A 17,858-nucleotide genomic window follows, 5' to 3' on the forward strand; every position below is an offset into this window, starting at 1 on the left:
TCGCGCAGTTCCCCGCGCCCCTAAAAGACGGGGCGTCACCCGCACCGACCTTAAGGAGGCAAGCCCCCTATGCCCGAAGTCCTCAAAGCCCCCCTCGTCGTCGAGTTTCCCTTCACCCGGTCCCTCGGGCCCGTGCAGAGCGCCTTTCTCACCGGGCTGCGGGAACGGGTCGTCCTCGGGGTGAAGACCGGTGACGGCCGTGTCCTCGTCCCACCCGTCGAGTACGACCCCGTCACCGCCGAGGAGATCCGTGACCTGGTCGAGGTCGCCCCCACCGGGACCGTCACCACCTGGGCCTGGAACCACGAGCCCCGCCGCGGGCAGCCCCTGGACACCCCCTTCGCCTGGGTCCTGGTCCGGCTCGACGGTGCCGACACCGCCCTGCTGCACGCGCTCGACGCACCGGGGCCCGACGCCGTGCACACCGGAATGCGGGTCCGCGTCCGGTGGGCGCAGGAGCGGTCGGGGGCCATCACCGACATCGCCTGCTTCGAGCCGTACGAGGGTGAGACGGCGCAACTCTCCGGGCACAGCGGCGAGTTCGAGGACGCGGTGCACGGGATCATCGCACACGCCCGGCTCGACTACACCTATTCGCCCGGCCGCGCCCAGTCCGCCTTCATCGAGGCCCTCGCGTCCCGGCGGACCTTCGGCGAGCGCTGCCCCTCCTGCCGGAAGGTGTACGTCCCGCCGAGGGGTGCCTGCCCCACATGTGGGGTGGCCACATCGGAACAGGTCGAGGTGGGTCCCGGCGGCACGGTCACCACCTTCTGCATCGTCAACATCAAGGCGAAGAACCTCGACATCGAGGTGCCGTACGTCTACGCCCACATCGCCCTCGACGGCGCCGGCCTCGCCCTGCACGGCCGGATCGGCGGCATCCCCTACGACCAGGTACGGATGGGGCTCAGGGTCGAGCCGGTGTGGACCGAGGGGTCCCGCTTCCCCGACCACTACCGGCCCACCGGCGAACCCGACGCGGACTACGAGACGTACAAGGAGCTGCTGTGATGCGTGACATAGCACTGGTCGCCTTCGCGCAGACCGACCACCGCCGCACCAGCGAGGAGCTCTCGGAGGTCGAGATGCTCATGCCGGTGCTGCACGAGGTGCTCGAACAGACCGGCCTGAAGACCGGCGACATCGGCTTCACCTGCTCCGGATCCAGCGACTACCTGGCCGGCCGCGCCTTCTCCTTCACCGTCGCCCTCGACGGCGTCGGCGCCTGGCCGCCGATCTCCGAGTCGCACGTCGAGATGGACGGCGCCTGGGCCCTGTACGAGGCCTGGACCAAACTCCTCACCGGGGACGCGGACACCGCGCTCGTCTACTCGTACGGCAAGTCCTCGCCCGGCTCGGTGCGGGACGTGCTGACCCGGCAGCTCGACCCCTACTACGTGGCCCCCCTCTGGCCCGACTCCGTCGCCCTCGCCGCCCTCCAGGCCCAGGCCCTCATCGACGCGGGGCAGACCGACGAGCCCGCACTGGCCGCCGTCGGCGCCCGGAGCAGGGCGGACGCGGCGGCCAACTCCCATGCGCAGCTGAGCGGTTCGGTCCCGCAGGGGGACTACGTCGTACGGCCGCTGCGTACCGGCGACTGCCCGCCGATCGGCGACGGTGCCGCCGCCGTGATCCTCGCGGCGGGGGAGCGGGCCCGGGAGCTGTGTGCCAGGCCCGCCTGGATCCGGGGCATCGACCACCGCATCGAGGCGCACGGCCTGGGGGTCCGCGACCTGACCGACTCGCCTTCCGCGCGGCTCGCCGCCGAGAAGGCCGGTGCCTTCGAACGGCCCGTGGACACCGCCGAGTTGTGCGCACCGTTCAGCTCGCAGGAGGTCGTGCTGCGCAAGGCGCTGCGGCTCGGCGACGACGTACGGGTGAACCCGTCCGGCGGGGCCCTCGCAGCCAACCCGATCATGGCCGCCGGGCTGATCCGCCTCGGCGAGGCCGCCGCCCGCATCCACCGCGGCGAGTCCGACCGTGCCCTCGCCCACGCCACCTCCGGGCCCTGCCTCCAGCAGAACCTGGTCGCTGTACTCGAAGGGGATCCGCGATGAGCAAGGAGCCCGTGGCCGTCACGGGGATCGGCCAGACCAAGCACGTGGCGGCCCGGCGGGACGTGTCGATCGCCGGGCTCGTCCGCGAGGCCGCGCGACGCGCCCTCGACGACGCCGAGCTGGACTGGGCCGACGTCGACGCCGTCGTCATCGGCAAGGCGCCCGACTTCTTCGAGGGCGTGATGATGCCGGAGCTGTACCTGGCGGACGCGCTCGGGGCGGTGGGCAAACCCATGTTGCGGGTCCACACGGCGGGCTCGGTGGGCGGCTCGACCGCGCTCGTCGCGGCCAACCTCGTCGCCGCCCGGGTCCACTCCACCGTACTGACCCTCGCCTTCGAAAAGCAGTCCGAGTCCAACGCCATGTGGGGCCTGTCCCTGCCGATCCCCTTCCAGCAGCCCCTGCTGGCGGGCGCGGGCGGTTTCTTCGCGCCCCATGTGCGGGCCTACATGCGGCGCAGCGGCGCCCCGGACACCGTCGGCTCACTGGTCGCCTACAAGGACCGGCGCAACGCACTCAAGAACCCCTACGCCCACCTCCACGAGCACGACATCACCCTGGAGAAGGTCCAGGCGTCCCCCATGCTGTGGGACCCCATCCGCTACTCGGAGACCTGCCCCTCCTCCGACGGCGCCTGCGCCATGGTCCTCACCGACCGCGCCGGAGCCGCCCGTTCCGCCAAGCCGCCGGCCTGGATGCTCGGCGGGGCCATGCGCAGCGAGCCCACCCTGTTCGCAGGCAAGGACGCGGTGTCGCCGCAGGCCGGGAAGGACTGCGCCGCCGACGTCTACCGGCAGGCCGGGATCGCCGACCCGCGCCGGGACATCGACGCCGTCGAGATGTACGTGCCGTTCTCCTGGTACGAGCCCATGTGGCTGGAGAACCTCGGCTTCGCCGAGGAGGGCGAGGGCTGGAAACTCACCGAATCGGGGGTCACCGAACTCGACGGTGACCTCCCCGTCAACATGTCGGGCGGCGTCCTGTCCACCAATCCGATCGGCGCCTCCGGCATGATCCGGTTCGCCGAAGCCGCCCTCCAGGTGCGCGGCCAGGCCGGGGAACACCAGGTGGACGGCGCCCGGAAGGTGCTCGGCCACGCCTACGGCGGCGGTTCCCAGTTCTTCTCCATGTGGCTTGTCGGGGCCACGGCCCCCGACAACTGAAAGGACCCGTTCACGTGGCCTGTTGAGTGCCGGAACCGAAAGCTAGGCTGGCCGCGGACGACGAATTCGGGAGGAGCACGGACGTGGCCGAGAGCACCATCCAGCAGCAGCCGGTACGGGGCTGGGAGAAGCCGGAGCTGGACCTCAGCGGGGCCGACTGGCAGTCCAGCAGCCGAGGCCTGGGGGATGTCCAGATCGCCTTTGTCGAGGGATTCATCGCGATGCGCAACAGCGGTAGCCCGGAGAGCCCTTCCCTGATCTTCACCCCCGCCGAATGGGGTGCCTTCGTGTCGGGGGCCCGGGAGGGCGAGTTCGACCTGACCTGAGCGTGCGCTCTCCTCCCCGGGGCTCTGCGGCAGAGAGGTGAACCGGGGGGTGTTCCGCAAGGATTTCCGGACACGTGACCGGCAGCGCCTTTCCGGGACCGTCGCCTGAGACAGGCTGGCCCCGGAAAGGGAAGGCCGTATTCCGGAGATGGGGAACCATGAGCACTGCGCCGGTCATCGCCGCGGCGGACGGTTCGGACGACAGCCTGCGCGCCCTGGACTGGGCCGCGCGGGCGGCCCGGCAACGGGACGCACCGCTGCGGGTGGTGCACGTGCGCCAGTACGCCGCCTGGGGGCAGCCCGACGTCCTGGTCGCCGAGGAGCAGGACCCGGCCGGCGACCCCGTGCTCGACGAGGTCCGCGACCGGCTGCGCACCGATGCCGCTGCTGCCGGGCTCACCGTCGAGTACGTCGCACTGGAGGGCGCCCCCGGCGCGCTGCTGCCCGAACTGGGCGCCGACGCCCAGCTGCTGGTGCTCGGCTCCCGGGGCCGCGGCGGCTTCGCAGGCCTGCTGCTCGGCTCCAACGGCATGGTCGCCGCCCGCGACGCCGGCTGCCCGGTGGTCGTCGTACCCCGGCCGGGGCGGGAGGTGCACGAGGAACTGCCCGTCGAGCCCGGGCCCCGGGTCGTCGTCGGCCTGGACGTGGACCGCCCCGACGACGCCACCCTCGCCTTCGCCTGCGCGGAGGCCGCCCGGCACGGCGCCCGGCTCCAGGTGATCGCCGCCTACCCCTGGCCGGTGCAGAGCTGGATCGCGGCCGGCGAACTCGTCCCGCCGGCCGTCGACCAGGACGAGGTCGAACAGGAGACCCGCACCCTCGCCGAGGGCTTCCTCGCCCTGCACCTCAAGGACCGCCCGGACCTCCACGCCGAGGTCCTCGCGCTGCCCGGCGACGCGGCCGGCCTGCTGGTCGCCGCCTCCAAGGACGCCACCCTGGTCGTCGTCGGCCGCCACCGCCGACGGCTGCTCGCCCCGGCCCGCATGATCGGCTCGGTCACCCAGGCCGTCCTGCTGCACGCGGCCGCCCCGGTCGCCGTGATCCCGCCGGCGCCGACGCCATCGCCGTCACAGGAGTGATGTCAAGCCCCCTCGCTCAGTTACCTTCAGTAGGGAGCGGATCACCGTCGTCAGGCGTACGCTGAGCTGCCTGCAAGCCACGGTGCGCGACCGCTCCCCGCGTTCGCGTACCACCGTGGCGGGGGGTGGTCATGGGACAGCGGGTCCTGCGGAGCCGACGGACGCTCTACGAGCGTGACAGCGAACTCGCCGCCGTCGACGAGGCGTTGGCCGAGCTCACCGGCCTGGGCACGGACGGCACGGCCCCGGCCGACCGGCCGCTCGGCGCGCTCCTCGCCTTCGCCGGCCGGGCCGGCATAGGCAAGACCACCCTGCTCGCCGAGGTCCGCCGCCGCGCCGCCGCCCAGGGCTGCACCGTGCTCTCCGCGCGCGGCGGCGAACAGGAACAGCGCGTCGCCTTCCACGTCGCCCGCCAGCTCCTGCAACCCCGCCTGGCCGGCGCACCGGAGGCCGAACTCCGCGCCTCACTGGGCAGTTGGTACGACATCGTCGGCCCCGCCCTCGGCCTGTGCGCCCCGACCGAGGGCGCCCCGCCCGACCAGCAGGGCCTGCGCGACGGCCTCGACTGGGTCCTCACCCACCTCGCCGTGCGCCAGGCCCCGATGGTCCTCGTCCTCGACGACGCCCACTGGGCCGACCCCGAATCCCTCGGCTGGCTCGCCGCGTTCGCGCCGCGCGCCGAGCAACTCCCGCTGCTCGTCGTCGTCGCGTACCGGCCCGACGAACTCCCCGAGCACGCCGACGCGTTCCGCGGCCTGCCCGGCCGGGCAGGCGGCCGCCCGCACGGCCTCGAACCGCTCAGCGCCGACGCCGTCGCCGGCCTGGTCCGCGAGAGCCTCGGCGACCACGCCGACGACGCCTTCTGCCACGAGTGCTGGGCCGTCACCGCCGGCAACCCCTTCGAGGCCGTCGAGCTGACCGCCAAGGTCCACGACCGGGGCCTGGACCCCACCGAGGCCGGCGCACCGCTGCTGCGCGACCTCGCCGCCGCCGTCAAGGGCAGCGGGCTGATCGCCCGGCTGGAACGCCTCGGTCCCTCCGCCGCCCGGTTCGCCTGGGCCTGCGCCGTCCTCGGCACCGAGATCCATCCGGCGCTCGCCGCCGCCGTCGCCGGCCTCGGCCACGAGGAGGCCGCGGACGCCGCCGACGCCCTGCGCGGCGCCCGGATCCTCACCGGCGCCGAGACCCTGGAGTTCGTCCACCCGCTGATCGCCACCGCCGTCTACCGGGCCATCCCGCCCGCCACCCGGGTCGCTCTGCACGGCCAGGCCGCCTGGTGTGTGACCGACGACGGCCAGGGCGCCACCGCCGCCGCCCGGCACCTCCTGGAGACCCACCCCGAGGGCGACACCTGGGTCGTCCGGCAACTGCGCGCCGCCGCCGGCGAGACCCTCCGGGCCGGCGCCCCCGACACCGCCTGCAGCTACCTCGCCCGCGCCCTGCGCGAACCCCCGCCCGCCAAGGAGCGCGCCGCCGTCCTCCACGAACTGGGCAGCGCCTCCCTGCTCACCGAACCGGCCACCACCGTCAACCACCTGCGCGCGGCCCTCCAGGAACCCATCGCCGAGCCCGCCCTGCGCCAGCACATCGTCTACCGCCTCTCCCAGGTCCTCGCCCACAGCGACCGCCTCGCCGAGGCTTCCGAGACCCTGGCCCGCGAGATCCAGGTGACCGGCGACGCCCGGGTACGGCTCCGGATGCTCTCCGAGCAGTTCATGTGGGACGCCTTCCGCGCCGACGAGCCCGACCACCCCTCCCGGTCCCGACGCCTGACCCGGCTCGCCGACCGCCTCCGGGGCCGCGACCTCACCGAGCGGTACGTCATCGGGCTGCGCACCTGGGACGCCATCCAGCGCGGCGAACCCGCCGACGTCGCCCTCCACCACGCCGAACGCGCCCTGGCCGGCGGGCTCGGCTGGGCGGAGGCGGACCGCGGGTTCGAGGTCCCCGTCCTCGTCGCGCTCGCCTTCATGTACGCCGACCGGCCCGACCGCACGGAGGAGCTCTTCGCCGCCGGGATCGCCGACTTCGAACGCCAGGGCTGGCGCGGCGCCCACCTCTCCTTCGCCTACACCCTCCTCGGCTACGTCCGCTACCGGCGCGGCCGCCTCGCCGAGGCCGAGGACCTGGCCCGCTCCGGCCTGCGCCTCGCGGAACGCGTCGGCCCCGGCACCCCCGCCCACTGGTACGCCGTCGGCATCCTGATCCAGACCCTGCTGGCCCGCGGCCGCACCGACGAGGCCACCCGCCTCGCCGAGGACCACGCCTTCCGGGAGCCCTTCCCGGCGGCCGTGGTCTTCCCCGACGCCCAGACCGTCTACGGCGAACTGCTCCTCGCCCGCGGCCTCACCAAGGAAGCCGCCGCCGAGCTCTCCGCGGCCGGCCGCCGCCTCGAACCCCGCGGCATCCGCAACCCCTCGTGGTGCCCCTGGCAGTTCCACCTGGCCCGGGCAGAGCGCCACGACGCCCCCGAGCGCGCCCTTGCCACCGCCCTGGAAGCGCTGACCCGGGCCCGCCAGTTCGGCGCCCCCTCGGCCATCGGCGCGGCGTTGCGGACGGCGGCGGACGTATCGACGGGCGAGGCCCGCCTGACCTATCTGCGGCAGGCGGTGACCCACCTGGAGCGCTCTCCCGCCACCTACGAGCTGGCCTGCGCACTGGTGGCCCTGGGCACGGAATGCCGCGACGCCGGACTACTCCGCAGGGGACTCGAAACAGCTGTTGAGTGCAGCGCAGACGCGTTGGCGGTACAGGCCCGCGCGGAGCTGGCCGCAGCGATGGAGCAGACCGAGGGCGCAACCCCCTAGGGGCGCGGGGAACTGCGCGACAAGCCCCGACGGCGCCGCACCAGCCGAACGACCGCCACCCACCACGGCTAACACCGCCACCCGGCACGGCACCGCCGAACACCGCCGTCGTGGCTGATCACCGTCGCGGCGGATCAAGAGCGGCGGCGGACCAGGAGTGCCGTCCAGACGCCCGCCGACCCGCACCCGGAACTGATCCCCGTCCCACAACCCGGGCCCCGTACCATGGACCGCATGTCGTTCCTCCGTCGCCGCAGCGCCACTCCCGCCGGCCCCGACTTCGACGTACTGGCCATGGACCCGGGTGACTGGCCCGGCAACCTCGGTGCCGGGCTGCTGCCCGCCCCCGACGGCACCTGCCAGGGCGTCTTCCTGCGCTACGACCTCTTCGGCGGCCGTGGCCCTGCGATGATCATCGGTAACCTCCCCGAGGGCTCCCCGGCCCGCGAGGTGGAGGAGGGCGAGATCCCTTTCGAGGTCGGCCAGCTCCTCCTCGCCCTGGAGAACGACGAGGACGTCACGGTCGTCGGCACCGAGGACATGCCGGTGCTCCAGGGGGACAACCTGCTGATCGTGCGCCGGCTGAAGCTCTCCGAGAGCCGGATCTCCTGCGTCCAGTTCGACCGCAGCGACGGCGTCCTCGTGACCATCGCCGCCTGGGACCGTCCGATCACCGACGACCTGTACGCCCTGCTGAAGCCGCTCCCGGCGGAGCTTTTCCAGCAGGGCTGAGACCGGCTACTCCCCGTGGCCGTGGTGCCGTCCGGCCTTCGCGGTCGGCAGCACGTCCACGTCGGCCGCGCGGACGAACTCGACCCGGTGCCCGTACTGGATCTCGTAGTACAGGTCCTTGCCGACCACGACCTTGTGCGAGTCGGTGCTGAAGGTGACGGCGTAGTAGTACTCGCCCGGCACCTCGTCACCGACCACGTACTTCTGGCCCGCCGGGATCGTGTACGGCAGCGGGGAGATCGACTGGGCGGGTACCCCGGAGGGGTACGCGGAGGCTTCCGGATAGGCGCGGCCGTAGACCGGGATGCTGGTCAGACCTGCCTTCGGGGTGATCACCCGTCCGGTCGCGCTCACCGCCGTCGGTGCCGACGACGGGTTCTTGAACCACGCCTTCTGCCCGAGGTACCAGATCGCCGTCCAGTCCCCCCAGGTGTCCGCCACCGCGTACTGCTGCCCGGTGGACGCCCGTGACGAGAGGTCGTTCACGTCGGTCGTCGGCGTCGTGCCCATGCCGATGTCCTTGATCAGCGCCGAGCTCTCGTCGTGGTCGGAGTACAGCCGTACCTCGCTGGAACCGTGCGCGGCGCAGGGCTGGCCCTTGGTGACGCAGCCGGTGTACGTCGGCTGGTTCGTGGCGTAGTCCGGCAGGATCGTCACCGCACCACCGGTCACCACCCGGTGCTTCTTGCCCGTCCTGTGCTTGAAGGGGTGGTCGAGGAGCTCGAAGTAGTGCCGCCAGTCCCAGTAGGGGCCCGGGTCGGTGTGCATCCCGGGGATCGAGGACGTGACCGGGCCGGGCACGGTGTCGTGGCCCAGGATGTGCTGCCGGTCCAGCGGGATGCCGTACTGCTCGGAGAGGTACTTCACCAGCCGGGCCGAGGAACGGTACATCGCCTCCGTGTACCAGGCGTCCGGCGAGGCGAGGAAGCCCTCGTGCTCGATGCCGATCGACTTGGCGTTGATGTACCAGTTGCCCGCGTGCCAGGCCACGTCCTTCGCCTTGACGTGCTGGGCGATCAGACCGTCGGTGGAGCGGATGGTGTAGTTCCAGGACACATAGGTCGGGTCCTGGACCAGGTTGAGGGTGGTGTCCCAGGAGCCCTCGGTGTCATGGATGACGATGTACTTGATGCTCTGCGAGGCCGGCCGGTCGGCCAGGTCGTGGTTGCCGTAGTCGTTGTCCCCGAACTGCGCGTAGGGCGCCGGGATCCACTCGCACGACACCGTTGTCGGGCACTCCGTGCCGTCGTCCGCCGCCGCCGTGCGCAGCCCGGTCAGCTTCAGCTGCGCGGTGTCGGCCCGCAGACCCGGCTGGGCGGCGAGGGCGACGAACTGTCCCGCGTCGGTGGTGCGCTCCTCGCCCGTGTGCAGGACGTCGAACACGTCGTCGGCGTACGCCGCCGCGGTCGCCGTGTCGTCGGCGCCGGAGAAGCGGGCGATCGCGCCGTACCACTCGGCCGGATCGGCGGCGAGCGGCTGGTGCAGGTCCCGCTGGGCGGCCGCGAGCAGGGCGGCGCCGCCGGCCACGTTGGCGGCCGCGTCGGTGCGCAGGTCGGCGGCCGGGATCCCGGTCAGCGCGGCGGCCTTCGGCAGGGTCTTGAGACGCGCCGGGAGCGCGGAGTTCCGCGGGACCTTCACGCTGGGGTGCAGGCCCGGGCGGGCAGTGTCGCCGCGGGCGTCCTCGGTGCCGTCGGCGAAGTGCTCGGTGGCCGTCGCCAGCGCGGTGTGCGCGTCGGTGAGGTGCATCGGGCCGTAGCCGCCGGTCACGCTGGGCGCGCCGCCGTGCGTGTCCCAGCGGGACTGGAGGTAGGAGACGGCGAGCAGCACGCTCTGCGGCACGTGGTACTCGGTGGCGGCGGACGCGAACGCCCGCTGGAGCAGTCCGGCGGACGACTCGCCGGTGTTCGGGGGCGGTGCCGCACCCAGCAACGGCAGCAGCAGAGCCGCGGCGGCGACGGCTCCGGCCGTCCGGCGCGTACGTCTGCCGCTGGGCGGGGCTGGGGGCTCGGTGACAGATCCTCGCAATGCTGCCTCCTGGGGCGATGGGGCGCGACGGGGCGTGCGGGGCTGAGCGTGGCTCAGTGGTACCGGCTTGCCGACGATCCGTCAATCATGCCCAGAGAGGCCGGAATTCCCATGTCATACGATGATCGTGGGAGTTTCGCGGTGGCGGGCCACAGGCCTGCGAGGCGTCAGTGGAGTACACCAGTGGATGCGCGTGACACCCCCGGAGACACCCCGGACATGCGAGGATCCGCGGTGCGCAGTTGCCCTGAGCGCACCGCGGATCCTCGTCCCCGTCAGCGAGTGCCGACCGCCGCTCGTACGGCCCGGCGGGCCAGCTGGCAATCGTCGTGCAGCCGCCGGAGCAGCAGCCGCTGTTCCTCGCCGGTCGGCGCGGCGCCCGGGTGGGCCGTACCCGGTGCCGCCGGGGTCGCGTCGTGCATCGAACGCTGCACGGCGGTCTCGTAGGTCCGGATCTCCCGGGTGAGGACCAGCATCAGGTTCACCAGGAAGGCGTCCCTGGACGCGGGCCCGGCCGACTGGGCGATCTGGCTGATCTGACGGCGTGCCACCGGGGCGTCGCCGAGGACCGACCAGAGCGTGGCCAGGTCGTACCCCGGCAGATACCAGCCCGCGTGCTCCCAGTCCACCAGCACTGGACCGGCCGGGGACAGCAGGATGTTCGAGAGCAGGGCGTCGCCGTGGCAGAACTGGCCCATCCCCTGGCGACCCGCCGCGACCGCGATGCCGTGCAGCAGCTTCTGCAGGTCACCCATGTCCCGGTCGGTGAGCAGACCCAGCTCGTGGTACCGGGCGATCCGGGCCGGGTAGTCCACCGGGGCGTCGAAGGTGCCCGCCGGGGGCCGCCACGCGTTCAGCCGGCAGATCGCGCCCAGCGCCGCCCGGATGTCCGCCCGGGGCGGAGCCTCCACCGGGTGGCGCTGGACCGCCGCCACCCGGCCGGGCATCCGCTCGATCACCAGCGTGCAGTTGTCCGGGTCCGCCGCGATCAGCCTCGGCACCCGGATCGGCGGCCGGTGCCGGACGAACGAGCGGTATGCGGCTATTTCGTGGCGGGTCCGCTCCGCCCAGGCGGGGGAGTGGTCCAGTAGACACTTCGCCACGGCCGTGCTGCGCCCGGTCGTCCCGACGAGGATCACGGACCGCCCGGAGCGGCGCAGCACCTGCACCGGAGCGAACTCCGGGCAGATCCGGTGCACCGACGCGATCGCGGTGCGCAGCTGCGCGCCCTGGGGGCCGGACAGGTCGAGTCTCCCGCTGAGGGGCTGGGTGCCGAGACCCGCGGCGCGCCGTGGCCGGCCCACCACCGGTACCGCGGCCCCCGGACGCGCGGGGTCGAGATAAGGTCCGCCGCCCGCCGGGCGGGGGCGCAGCGACCGGGGCGGAGCGGACACGGAGGACGATGCTGCGTACATGGGCGATACAGATCCCTTCGTGTACCTGCGGTGCCTGCCTGAGAAGTCCTGTGAGGGGTTCTCGCGACCAACCCGTCCCGGCCGCCCGGGCACACCCTGGGGAGTGTGCCCTTCGAGTGGCGACCGGGTCGGGGTGGCGCGTTCCTACCTGACACCCGTCGCCCAGTGGCACACCATCTGGCGCACCCTGGCGAACCGTGGCGAATAGTCGCCCGGCAACCGGCACGGGGCTACTGTCAACTCAGCCGAGAACCTGGGGGCTTGACGTGACCGGAGAACCCAACACCCGCCTCTCGGACCTGTTCGGCCTGGCCGGCTGGTCCAAGGGCGAACTCGCGAGGCTGGTCAACCGGCAGGCGGCGGCCATGGGCCACCCCCAGCTGGCGACCGACACCTCCCGGGTGCGGCGGTGGATCGACACGGGAGAGATCCCGCGCGATCCGGTGCCGCGGGTGCTGGCGGCTCTGTTCACCGAGCGTCTCGGCCGTGTCGTGACCATCGAGGACCTCGGTCTGGTACGGCACGGGCGTACGGGAAAACGGCCGGACGACGGGAACGTGGAACATCCCGACGGCATGCCGTGGGCGCCCGAACGAACCGCCGCGGTCCTCACCGAATTCACGGGAATGGACCTCATGCTCAACCGACGCGGCTTGGTGGGCGCGGGTGCCGCGCTCACCGCGGGATCCGTACTCAGCAGTGCCATGTACGACTGGTTGCACACCGACCCCACACTCAAGGCCGACGCCCCCGTCCTCGACGACCCTCTGCACGCCGACCCCGCCGGGTTCGACCGCTACGAGGCCGCCCCCATCGGGTCCGAGGAGATGGAGGAGCTGGAGCGCTCCGTCGAGGTGTTCCGGGCCTGGGACGCCGCCCGTGGCGGCGGGCTCCAGCGCAAGGCCGTGGTGGGACAGCTCAACGAGGTGGGCGGCATGCTCGCCTACCGCCACCCCGAGCATCTCCAGCGGCGCCTGTGGGGCGTCGCCGCCAACCTCGCCGTCCTCGCGGGCTGGATGTCGCACGACGTCGGCCTGGAGCCCACGGCCCAGAAGTACTTCGTCATCGCCGCCCATGCGGCCCGTGAGGGCGGTGACCGGCCGCGTGCCGGGGAGGCGCTCTCCAGAGCGGCTCGCCAGATGGTGCACCTCGGCCGGCCCGACGACGCGCTCGACCTGATGAAGCTCGCCAAGTCCGGCTCGGGCGAAGAGGTACTGCCGCGCACCCGGGCGATGCTGCACACCATCGAGGCCTGGGCGCAGGCGTCGATGGGCAAGGGCCAGGCGATGCGCCGCACCCTCGGCCAGGCGGAGGACCTCTTCGTCTCCGACCGGGGCGACGTGCCGCCGCCGAGCTGGATGCAGATGTTCAAGGAAGAGGATCTGTACGGCATGCAGGCGCTCGCCTACCGCACGCTGGCCGAGCACGACCCGGCCGCGGCCGTGCACGCCCAGCACTACGCGGAGAAGGCTCTGTCCCTGCGGGTCGACGGCCGGCAGCGGTCGAAGATCTTCGACTTCCTCTCCATGGCCTCCGCCTGCTTCATTGCGGACGACCCCGAACAGGCGGACCGTTACGCCCGGCTGGCCCTGATGTCGATGGGATCGAACTCCTCCCACCGCACCTGGGACCGGCTGCGCCAGATGTACCGGCTCACCGCCGAGTACGCCGGCTACCCGAAGATCCAGGAACTGCGGGAGGAGATCAAGCTGGCCCTGCCCAGGGCCAGGAGCAAGGGGAACAACAACAGCGCACAGGCATAGACGGAGGCCGGTGCGCTCGACACGAACCGGCTGATCTCGTCCGGGCGGCGACCGCTGCCCTTATTCACCCACCTTGGCGACGAGCACGCAGGCCTCGTCCGCGCGCCCGCTCTCGCCGAACTCCTCGACCACGGCCCTGACACAGTCCTGGGCGGTGCGCGCCGCCCCGAACCGGGGGGCCAGGCCGAGGAGAGCGTCCATGGAGTCCGTTCCGCTGTGCCCGGGCACCACTCCGTCGGTGTGCAGCAGGAGCAGATCGCCCGGTTCCAGGGTCACTTCGGCCTGCCCGTAACCGGCTCCCGAGGTGACACCGAGCAGCACGCCGTCCGGCGCGCTGAGCGCACACCCCGTCCCGCCGCGGAACAGCAGCGGGGCGGGGTGTCCTGCCTGTGCCCAGGTCAGGGTGCGGGTGGCGGCCCGGTAGCGGCAGCAGACGGCGCTGCCCAGCGCGGGTTGCACGGTGGCGTCGAGTAACTGGTTGAGCAGCGACATGAGTTGCCCCGGCTGGGTGCCGGCCATCGCCATCCCGCGTACCGCGCCCAGCAGCATCGTCATGCCCGAGGCGACGGCCACGCCGTGCCCGGTGAGATCGCCGACGCTCAGCAGGGTGTCGCCGTCGGACAGCTCCAGCGCGTCGTACCAGTCGCCGCCCAGCAGGCCGCCGGCCCCGGAGGGCAGGCAGTGGGCGGCGACGTCCAGCGAGCCCGGTCCCCGGCGCGGGAGCACCAGGGCACCGCGCCCCGGCGGCAGTACGGCCTCCTGGAGTTCGGCGGCGAGCCGCTGTTCGGTCTCGGCCCGCCGGTGGTGCCGCTGCATCCTGTCCTGGGTGTCGCGCACCGTCCGCTGGCTGCGCCGCAGTTCGCTGACGTCCCGCAGCACGGCCCACATCGAGGCGGTGCTGCCGTCGCCGTCGAGCACGGGCTCGCCCATCATGTGGACGGTCCGCACGTTCCCGTCGGGCCGCAGCACACGGAACTCGCCGTCGATCGGCTTGGCGTCGACCAGGCAGTCGGTGACCATCGTGGTCAGCCGGGACCGGTCCTCGTCCAGTACCAGGGAAGGCAGTTCGTCGAGGGTGAGCGCGGGCGCGGCCGGGTCGCGGCCCAGGATGCGGTAGAACTCGCCGGACCAACTGGCCTCGTCCGTCAGGAGGTTCCACTCCGCGCTGCCGACCCGGCTGAGCAGCGATCCGGAAGCGGGCGAGGAGCGGCGGGCGGGCGCCGGCTCCGCTCCGGCCGGCAGCGGTGCCGGCCCGTCCCGCAGCTGGGCCAAGTGCTCGTCCAGATCGTTGAGTTGATGGAGCGCCAGGTCGTACAGGGCCCGCTGCCAGCGTTCCTCGGGGTCCGAACCCGCGCCCCGGGTGTCCCGGCGCACCGCGTCCACGTCGCCCTTGAGCCGCCGCGTCTGCGATATCAACGCCTCGACCGAGCCGCGCCCGGGTGGCTGGGCGGCGGGGCGGTCCGCGGAGACATGGGACGGCATGACGCACTCCGATGCGGGGACTGAACGGCCAAGGCGGACGGTGGGACTGGTTACGACTGTTGCACAGCCTGCGACGCCCTGTAAGGGATTTGGCAACACACGATACGGTGGTGCTTCTGGCATATGCCAGAGTCTTCATGGGCTGGTCGACCCCTATGAAAGGCGTACGCGATCGGCTGCCGCAAGTCGTAGTCGGACTACGTGACTTGGCGGACTTTTCGAGCTGTCCGTGTCGCGCTCGGGCGGTTGTTCGACGTCCCTGTGTTCACAGTGTCGCGGTCTCGGCCAACCGCGGCAACTCTGTCCGGATTTCGCGTCATGCGAGCGGCCCTCCCGGAGTCCTACAGGCATGGACATCTCTTTCGAGCAACCCGCCCGCGCCCGGCTGATCACCGCCGAGGACGAGGAGGTCCCGGTGCCGGCCACGCTCCGGTACTCCTCCGGTGATCCGTTGGCCGTCTTCGTCGACTTCCCGGCCGAGGTCACCCTTGGCGGCGAAGAGGTCACGTGGACGTTCGCCCGTGCGCTCCTCGACCAGGGGATCACCGCCCCGGCCGGGCGCGGGGACGTGCACATCTGGCCCTGCGGCCCGGGGCGTACGGCCGTGGAGTTCCACTCGCCGCACGGCCTCGCCCTGCTCCAGTTCGACACCCAGGCGCTGTTCCGGTTCCTGCAGCGCACCCACGAGGTGGTGGCCCCGGGGCAGGAGGACGTCGAAGCGGTCGTGGAGCGGGGCCTGAGCTCGCTGTTCGGAGGCGTGTGAGGCTCCCGGGGGCGGTGCCGCCCCGTACTTTGAATTCTGTTCATCCCCGCCTCACCGGTCCGGTCCGGTCCCTGCCGACCGCCCCGGGCACCCTTGCGCGCGGTGTGCCGCACGGGCGCACCGGTGACGAGGACGGGGCCAATGACACCGATCAGCCGAAGAGGCTTCGTGGGACTGGGCGCTTCCGTGGCGGCGGGCATGACGGCGGGCGCCGCCGGCCCACGGACCGCGGCCGTGGCCACAGCCGCGGCCGGGAACACGGCGACCGGCACGATCTCGGACGTCAGGCACGTGGTGATCCTCATGCAGGAGAACCGCAGCTTCGACCACTACTTCGGACGGCTCAAGGGAGTCCGCGGCTTCGCGGACCGCAGCGGCATCACGCTGAGCGGCGGCCATCCGGTCTTCGAGCAGCCGAACGGCGCCGCCCGTCAGTACCCGTGGAAGCTCAGCGCCACCCCGGACGCGGGCGGCAAGGACGGTGAGACGCTCGCCCAGTGCAGCGGCGACCTCCCGCACTCCTGGTCCTCCCAGCACTCCGCCTGGAACAAGGGCCGCCTCGACAACTGGGTCGCGGGCGTCGGCAACGTACGGTCCCTCGGCTACCTGGACCGCTCCGACATCCCCTTCCACTACGCGCTCGCCGACAACTACACGATCTGCGACGCCTACTTCTGCTCCACCCTCAGCGCCACCGGTCCCAACCGCACCTACCTGTGGAGCGGCAAGGTCGACCCCGCCAGCTACGACGGCGGCGACGAGTCCGGGCTGACCTGGCAGAACTACGCCGAGGCGCTGCAGAACGCCGGAGTGACCTGGAAGGTCTACCAGAACGCCCAGGACAACTATGGGGACAACGGCTGCGCCTACTTCAAGAACTTCGCGAACGCCAAGGCGGGCACCCCCCTCCACGACCGGGGCATGTCCTCCGTCCCGGCGGTGACCGGCTCCACCCCCGACGACATCGCCGCCGCCATCAAGGCCGACGTCGTCGCGGGCACTCTCCCGCAGGTCTCCTGGGTGGTCGCGAACCAGGCCTTCTCCGAGCACCCCTACGCCCCGCCCGGCGACGGCGCCCACTTCGTCAACCTGGTCTACCAGGCCCTCGCCGCCGACGCGGACGTCTTCGACTCCACCGTCCTGTTCCTCAACTACGACGAGAACGACGGCTACTTCGACCACGTCCCGCCCCCGGCCCCGCCCGCCGGTACCGCCGGTGAGTTCCTGAACGGTGTGCCGTACGGCTTCGGCTTCCGGGTCCCGATGATCGTCATCTCGCCCTGGACCCGCGGCGGCTGGGTCTCCTCCGAGGTCTTCGAGCACACCTCGGTGCTGCGCTTCCTGGAGACCTGGACCGCGGCCCTGGGCAAGCCCGCCGCCTGCCCCAACATCAGCGACTGGCGGCGCAAGGTGAGCGGCGACCTGACCGGCGTCTTCGACTTCGCCAACCCGGTCCACGGCCCGGTCTCCCTGCCTGCGACCGGCGTCATCGGCTACTCCACCTGCGGCCCGCTGCCCAACCCGGTGCCCACCACCAACGCCCTGCCCGCCCAGGAGCCCGGCACCCGCCCGGCCCGCGCGCTGCCCTACCAGCCGAACGGATACCTGGACCACCTGGAGTTCGGGGCGGGCGGCGCGATCCGCGCCTGGTTCGCCATGGCCAACCAGGGCACCCCGGCGACCCGTCCGGCCCACTTCTCCATCCACCCGAACGCCTACCGGGACACCACACCCTGGCAGTACACGGTCGACGCCGGGGGCACCGCCGCCGACTACTTCAACATCGGTACCGGGTACGGCGCCGGGAAGTACGACCTCACCATGGTCGGCCCCAACCGCTTCCTGCGCCGCTTCCAGGGCGACGCCACCACGGCCGGCAAGTCGGCCGAGGTGAGCACCCGTTACGCCGTGGAGCCGGGCACCGGCAAGCTCGCCGTCTGGTTCAAGATGGCCAACACCGGCTCCACGTCGGTGAAGTTCACGATCACCTCGAACAACTACCGCACCGACGGCCCCTGGACGTACCAGGTCGCCGCCGGATCCTCCGCCGAGGACTACTTCAACGCCGTCGCGAACCAGGGCGGCTGGTACGACTTCACCGTCACGGTGGACTCCGACGCGACCTGGTCGCGCCGGTTCACCGGCCATCTGGAGACGGGTGCCGCGAGCGTCAGCGGCTGAGGTCCGCGTACAGGTCCGGGCGCGGGGCGAGACTGACAGCCGTACGGCCGCCGCTCTCCAGCGCC

The 17,858-nt window shown here is 72.3% G+C and carries 13 protein-coding genes; 10 read left to right on the forward strand and 3 right to left on the reverse strand.

The features are described from left to right. Positions 1-69 precede the first annotated feature (69 nt). The 7 genes from ACWGKQ_RS38265 (at position 70) to ACWGKQ_RS38295 (ending at position 8,164) form a co-directional block, all read left to right on the forward strand. On the forward strand, positions 70-1,011 hold the full coding sequence (locus tag ACWGKQ_RS38265; protein WP_453296651.1) for a Zn-ribbon domain-containing OB-fold protein: 942 nt from the start codon (positions 70-72) through the stop codon (positions 1,009-1,011). After that, positions 1,011-2,057: a thiolase domain-containing protein gene (locus ACWGKQ_RS38270; RefSeq protein ID WP_453296652.1), complete on the forward strand. Its 1,047-nt coding sequence runs from the start codon at positions 1,011-1,013 to the stop codon at positions 2,055-2,057. The genes ACWGKQ_RS38265 and ACWGKQ_RS38270 overlap by 1 nt, the downstream gene beginning before the upstream one ends. After that, a complete protein-coding gene (locus tag ACWGKQ_RS38275; protein WP_453296653.1) occupies positions 2,054-3,220 on the forward strand; it encodes a thiolase domain-containing protein in 1,167 nt (388 codons plus the stop codon). Before ACWGKQ_RS38270 ends, ACWGKQ_RS38275 begins: the two co-directional genes overlap by 4 nt. Before the next feature lie 83 nt (positions 3,221-3,303). Next, the gene (locus ACWGKQ_RS38280; protein ID WP_453296654.1) at positions 3,304-3,546 is read left to right on the forward strand and encodes a DUF397 domain-containing protein; all 243 of its coding nucleotides are present in this window, start codon (positions 3,304-3,306) and stop codon (positions 3,544-3,546) included. A 158-nt stretch (positions 3,547-3,704) separates the two neighbouring features. Then, complete coding sequence (locus ACWGKQ_RS38285) at positions 3,705-4,625, forward strand: universal stress protein (RefSeq protein WP_453296655.1); 921 nt, start codon at positions 3,705-3,707, stop codon at positions 4,623-4,625. A 131-nt stretch (positions 4,626-4,756) separates the two neighbouring features. Then, positions 4,757-7,432 carry an ATP-binding protein gene (locus ACWGKQ_RS38290; protein WP_453296656.1) on the forward strand — a complete coding sequence of 892 codons (2,676 nt, stop codon included), beginning with the start codon at positions 4,757-4,759 and terminating at the stop codon, positions 7,430-7,432. A 234-nt stretch (positions 7,433-7,666) separates the two neighbouring features. Further along, complete coding sequence (locus ACWGKQ_RS38295) at positions 7,667-8,164, forward strand: glycosyltransferase family protein (protein WP_293997271.1); 498 nt, start codon at positions 7,667-7,669, stop codon at positions 8,162-8,164. A gap of 6 nt (positions 8,165-8,170) precedes the next feature. Here ACWGKQ_RS38295 and ACWGKQ_RS38300 read toward each other — a convergent pair whose 3' ends face one another. Both ACWGKQ_RS38300 and ACWGKQ_RS38305 read right to left on the reverse strand, forming a co-directional pair. After that, a complete protein-coding gene (locus ACWGKQ_RS38300; protein WP_453296657.1) occupies positions 8,171-10,189 on the reverse strand; it encodes an N-acetylmuramoyl-L-alanine amidase in 2,019 nt (672 codons plus the stop codon). A gap of 275 nt (positions 10,190-10,464) precedes the next feature. After that, a complete protein-coding gene (locus ACWGKQ_RS38305) occupies positions 10,465-11,604 on the reverse strand; it encodes an aminoglycoside phosphotransferase family protein (protein ID WP_453296658.1) in 1,140 nt (379 codons plus the stop codon). Positions 11,605-11,870: 266 nt separating this feature from the next. Between ACWGKQ_RS38305 and ACWGKQ_RS38310 the strand changes: the two genes are divergently transcribed. Beyond that, positions 11,871-13,367: a DNA-binding protein NsdB gene (locus tag ACWGKQ_RS38310; protein WP_453296659.1), complete on the forward strand. Its 1,497-nt coding sequence runs from the start codon at positions 11,871-11,873 to the stop codon at positions 13,365-13,367. A gap of 60 nt (positions 13,368-13,427) precedes the next feature. On the opposite strand, the gene ACWGKQ_RS38315 is transcribed toward ACWGKQ_RS38310, so the two are convergent. Beyond that, positions 13,428-14,849, reverse strand: a complete 1,422-nt coding sequence (locus ACWGKQ_RS38315; protein WP_453296660.1) for a PP2C family protein-serine/threonine phosphatase — start codon at positions 14,847-14,849, stop codon at positions 13,428-13,430. Positions 14,850-15,198: 349 nt separating this feature from the next. Here ACWGKQ_RS38315 and ACWGKQ_RS38320 point away from each other — a divergent pair, with 349 nt between their 5' ends. Next, positions 15,199-15,612 (forward strand): SsgA family sporulation/cell division regulator, encoded by a 414-nt coding sequence (locus ACWGKQ_RS38320; RefSeq protein ID WP_453296661.1) that lies wholly within the window; start codon positions 15,199-15,201, stop codon positions 15,610-15,612. 141 nt (positions 15,613-15,753) lie between these two features. After that, positions 15,754-17,793, forward strand: coding sequence for a phosphocholine-specific phospholipase C (locus ACWGKQ_RS38325; RefSeq protein ID WP_453296662.1), 2,040 nt, complete (start codon positions 15,754-15,756; stop codon positions 17,791-17,793). Positions 17,794-17,858 lie beyond the last annotated feature (65 nt).

The organism is Streptomyces sp. NPDC054770 (genome assembly GCF_053611985.1).

Bases quoted from the DNA above. Each gene is read 5' to 3' on its own strand.
- ACWGKQ_RS38265 (WP_453296651.1), top strand. From the start codon at position 70: ATGCCCGAAGTCCTCAAAGCCCCCCTCGTCGTCGAGTTTCCCTTCACC.
- ACWGKQ_RS38270 (WP_453296652.1), top strand. From the start codon at position 1,011: ATGCGTGACATAGCACTGGTCGCCTTCGCGCAGACCGACCACCGCCGC.
- ACWGKQ_RS38275 (WP_453296653.1), top strand. From the start codon at position 2,054: ATGAGCAAGGAGCCCGTGGCCGTCACGGGGATCGGCCAGACCAAGCAC.
- ACWGKQ_RS38285 (WP_453296655.1), top strand. From the start codon at position 3,705: ATGAGCACTGCGCCGGTCATCGCCGCGGCGGACGGTTCGGACGACAGC.
- ACWGKQ_RS38290 (WP_453296656.1), top strand. From the start codon at position 4,757: ATGGGACAGCGGGTCCTGCGGAGCCGACGGACGCTCTACGAGCGTGAC.
- ACWGKQ_RS38295 (WP_293997271.1), top strand. From the start codon at position 7,667: ATGTCGTTCCTCCGTCGCCGCAGCGCCACTCCCGCCGGCCCCGACTTC.
- ACWGKQ_RS38305 (WP_453296658.1), bottom strand. From the start codon at position 11,604: ATGTACGCAGCATCGTCCTCCGTGTCCGCTCCGCCCCGGTCGCTGCGC.
- ACWGKQ_RS38315 (WP_453296660.1), bottom strand. From the start codon at position 14,849: ATGCCGTCCCATGTCTCCGCGGACCGCCCCGCCGCCCAGCCACCCGGG.
- ACWGKQ_RS38320 (WP_453296661.1), top strand. From the start codon at position 15,199: ATGGACATCTCTTTCGAGCAACCCGCCCGCGCCCGGCTGATCACCGCC.
- ACWGKQ_RS38325 (WP_453296662.1), top strand. From the start codon at position 15,754: ATGACACCGATCAGCCGAAGAGGCTTCGTGGGACTGGGCGCTTCCGTG.